3 protein-coding genes are annotated in these 3907 nt (G+C 31.1%); 2 read left to right on the top strand and 1 reads right to left on the bottom strand.

The window, feature by feature from the left end; genetic code table 11:
- Positions 1 to 107 precede the first annotated feature (107 nt).
- Entirely contained in the window at positions 108 to 1016 is a 909-nt protein-coding gene (locus tag CN925_RS04575) for a nuclease-related domain-containing protein (RefSeq protein WP_098845093.1), read from the bottom strand.
- 708 nt (positions 1017 to 1724) lie between these two features.
- On the opposite strand from CN925_RS04575, the gene CN925_RS04570 reads away from it, so the two are divergent.
- Together CN925_RS04570 and CN925_RS04565 are read left to right on the top strand one after the other, a co-directional pair.
- Entirely contained in the window at positions 1725 to 3173 is a 1449-nt protein-coding gene (locus CN925_RS04570; protein WP_098845092.1) for a sensor histidine kinase, read from the top strand.
- On the top strand, positions 3170 to 3856 hold the full coding sequence (locus CN925_RS04565; protein ID WP_098845091.1) for a response regulator transcription factor: 687 nt from the start codon (positions 3170 to 3172) through the stop codon (positions 3854 to 3856). The genes CN925_RS04570 and CN925_RS04565 overlap by 4 nt, the downstream gene beginning before the upstream one ends.
- Positions 3857 to 3907: the final 51 nt, after the last annotated feature.

The following is a 3907-nucleotide window of genomic DNA, read 5'->3' as shown; positions in this document are numbered from 1 at the left end:
AGGTGTTCATGGGGAAGTAATATAGCAAAAATACCCTACTCAGCATGGTCCCATAAGTAGATAAAATAAAAAATGTACTCATAATAATGAGTACAAAGCTAAATCAACTAAGTAAAATAACTATATTTACCATAACCATTCATATTGAAATTTTCGCGAAGCACTTTACAAATACCTTTTTTTGATTTATAAATTCCACACCAATCATAAACCGCATTAGTTGTAATTTTTCTATCTGGATAGAGTAATTTAAGTTCTTCAACGCTCCTTAATATACCATTGGGCAGATTTTCTACATAGTTACAGGCTTTGCAGATCAGTTTCCCTTTTTTAACTTCAGTAATAAACGTATTACAGTTAACGCAAATGATCCCCTTTGATTGTTCGTTATAATGATACGTTGGATATTGAGTGTATTTTGACTCTGTTTTATGAAGTGATAAAAAAGCTTCGGCAAGCCGAAAGTGATTAACATTTAATTTGTAATATTGCATGTTTAATTCGTTTATTAAGCGATTTAATTGTGATGGAAAAATAATGGGTAGGTTCATAGGAGCATTGTATAAAAAAAATTCGGGGTTTACAAAAACTAAATGAGGTTTTAATTTGAAATGGATCTTGTAATCATTAAGTAATTTTCGTAACATGGATTCGGTTCTTTTTAGTTGTTCGTAAGGATTTTTTATTTCGGTATTTTGAGTTTTATACCATCGATCTCCTTCTATATAATAATCTCCTTCAAAATTTTTCACTTCAAATAAATAGATGGTTTCTCCATTTATACCTATCGAATCAATTTGAAATTCAGATTTATTACATTCGAACAATAAATCGTTTAGAAAAAGCCAGTTATCTGAAAGTTTTGAAGTCCATTGATCAAATTTCTTTTCACCCTCGAACCCTTTTTTTAGATAGGAAAAGTATACTATGTCATCATCAGAAAGATTGCTCCTAGCATTTAAACTTTGATAAATCCTTAATTCATTTGATTCAAATCGTTCTTTTTTATTTTTCATATTTCACATCCTTTCATACTATTTTACATTCAAATTAAACGAATTAATTGATGGTTTTTTAACTATTTTATGAATTATGTAATGTTTAGATTTATTTCACACAAATTTTACATTTTTTTAAGATTTATATGATATAGTTCACTTAATTTACATCCTTTTTTGTTGAGTATGTAGTTTACAAAAGCAGTATTTATAAAAGGATAAAATGAATTAGATGAATCATACTTCCTAATAAGATGTTCATGGGGAAGTAAAAAAGGAAAAAGATGAATCATACTTCCTCATGAGGTGTTCATGTGGAAGTAAAAAAAGAAAAAGCTGAATCATACTTCCTCATAAGATGTTCATGGGGAAGTAAAAAAGGAAAAAGATGAAACATACTTCCTCATGAGATGTTCATGGGGAAGTAAAAAAGGAAAAAGCTGAATAGCACTTCCTTATGAGATGTTCATTGGGAAGTTAAAAAGGAAAAAGCTGAATCATACTTCCTCATAAGGTGTTCATGGGGAAGTAAAAAAGGAAAAAGCTGAATTATACTTTCTCATGAGATGTTCATGGGGAAGTAAAAAAGGAAAAAGCTGAATTATACTTTCTCATGAAGTGTTCATGGAGATCTAAAACTGGAAAAAGATGAATTATGCTTTCTCAAGAGCATGCTAAGAATAAAGATCATCAAACTAAAAATTTATTACTGAGCGAGTGAAAGAAATGTCAATTAAAATGAGGTTTTTGTTGTCATATATAGGTGTGATTCTATTTTCGATTACATTATTATTGGCAGCAGGGTTTTTAATTATTTTTGCAATAACAGGGGATGTAAAGTCAGTAGAAAATCTTTATAAAAAGACTTATGTACAAAAGCCTTTGACTACAGTTGAAGAAAGTGTGTTTCTTGATTTGAAGTTGCTTGCTAAACATAATCCTAAGCAGTTACTCAATAGACAGGAACTCAAAAGTATTGAGCATAAGAATATCGGAATTGTAGTACGTAAGGGTACAAATATCGAGTACGCTTCCTCGGGTTTAGACAAGAAAGGGCTGGAACAAGCGCTTCCTGGGTTTGAGGCAACGAATATTAATACTCGGGATACGATAAAAATAAAAGATTTGTTTTTTACGTATGTGAAATTTGATTTTTATTTTCCAGATCAAAGCCAAGGGAGTATTTTTGTCTTAAAGAAAGCAAGCTCATATACCGAGATTATCCGTAATCTTTTTCCAATTTTACTAGGTTTACTGATTTTTTTATTTATCATGATTATCGGAATGTTAAACTATTTGGTTTCTCGAAGCATTATTAAGCCAATCTCAAAACTTAAAAATGGTGCTGAAAAGATTAAAGTTGGGGATTTGAATTTCGAAATTGTTATGAGTTCAAATGATGAAATTGGTGTATTAAATAAAGCGTTTGAGGAAATGAGAATAAAATTAAAAGAATCGATCAATCTCCAGATACAATATGAGGAAAACCGTAAAGAGCTACTGTCCAATATTTCACATGATTTGAAAACACCAATTACTTCAATAATTGGATATGTGGAAGGGATAAAAGATGGTGTAGCAAATACTCCGGAGAAAATGGAAAAGTATTTATCAACAATTTATTCTAAAGCAAAGGATATGGATTCATTAATCGATGAATTGTTTTTATTCTCTAAGCTTGATTTAAAAAAGGAACCATTTCATTTTGAAACTTTCGAGTTGAATAAATATATCGAAAGCTATATAGAGGAAATAAATTTGGATTTAAAGCAGCAAGGCATCGAGATAGAATTTAATCATTTGCTTGAATCAATCAATGTTACAGCGGACCGAGAGAAATTAAAAAGAGTGTTGTCAAACTTAGTAAGTAATTGTGTGAAATATATGAACAAAGAAGAGAAGGAAATTTCATTCTCATTTAATGAACAGTTAAGTGAAGTAATTGTAGAAGTCAAAGACAATGGACAAGGTATCGACCCTGCTACATTACCATTTATTTTTGATCGGTTTTTCCGTGCAGAACAATCAAGAAATTCACAAACTGGTGGTAGTGGTTTAGGTTTAGCAATCGCAAAACAGATTGTTGAAGAGCACGGAGGGAAAATCTGGGCAACTAGCGAGATTGGTAAGGGGACAAGTATATTTTTTTCCTTAAAGAAAGGTGAGAGAATTTGAAAGAAATATTACTGATTGAAGATGATATAAGCATTGCAGAATTACAACGAGATTATTTAGAAATAAATGATTTTCGTGTCGATATACAACATAATGGCGATGAAGGCCTTCAACATGCACTAAAAGGAAATTATGATTTAATCATTTTGGATATCATGCTGCCAGGGAAAAATGGATTTGAAATTTGTAAAGAAATTCGTGCTGTAAAAAACATTCCTATTTTATTTGTATCTGCTAAAAAAGAAGATATCGATAAAATTAGAGGACTTGGTTTAGGTGCGGACGATTATATTACAAAGCCATTTAGCCCAAGTGAACTAGTTGCAAGAGTAAAGGCACATTTATCTCGATATGAAAGGCTAGCAGGTAACAATGCGATTTCAAACACAATTTACGTTCATGGAATATCAATCGATCGATCCGCTCGTAAAGTTTTTATTAACGAGGTAGAAGTACCATTTACGACAAAAGAATTTGATTTAATGGTGTTTTTTGTAATGAACCCAAACCAAGTATTAAGTAAAGAACAACTTTATGAAAAAGTTTGGGGTCTCGAATCAGCTGCAGACGTTTCAACTGTAACTGTCCATATTAGTAGATTACGTGAAAAAATTGAAAGAGATCCCACAAGCCCGAAGTTCTTGGAAACCGTTTGGGGAGCGGGTTATCGGTTTAATATTTAATTAATAAACGTCACATAGTGGCGTTTTTTTATTGTGGAAACGAAAACCCTA

This window comes from Bacillus sp. AFS055030 (assembly GCF_002574545.1).
Lineage (GTDB): Bacteria > Bacillota > Bacilli > Bacillales > Bacillaceae_G > Gottfriedia.
The sequence above is the reverse complement of the archived record's forward strand: the minus strand, read 5'-3'. Positions and strand labels throughout refer to the sequence as shown.

Excerpts from the sequence above, each read along its gene's own strand:
- CN925_RS04575 (WP_098845093.1), bottom strand. The coding sequence starts at position 1,016 with ATGAAAAATAAAAAAGAACGATTTGAATCAAATGAATTAAGGATTTAT.
- CN925_RS04570 (WP_098845092.1), top strand. The coding sequence starts at position 1,725 with ATGTCAATTAAAATGAGGTTTTTGTTGTCATATATAGGTGTGATTCTA.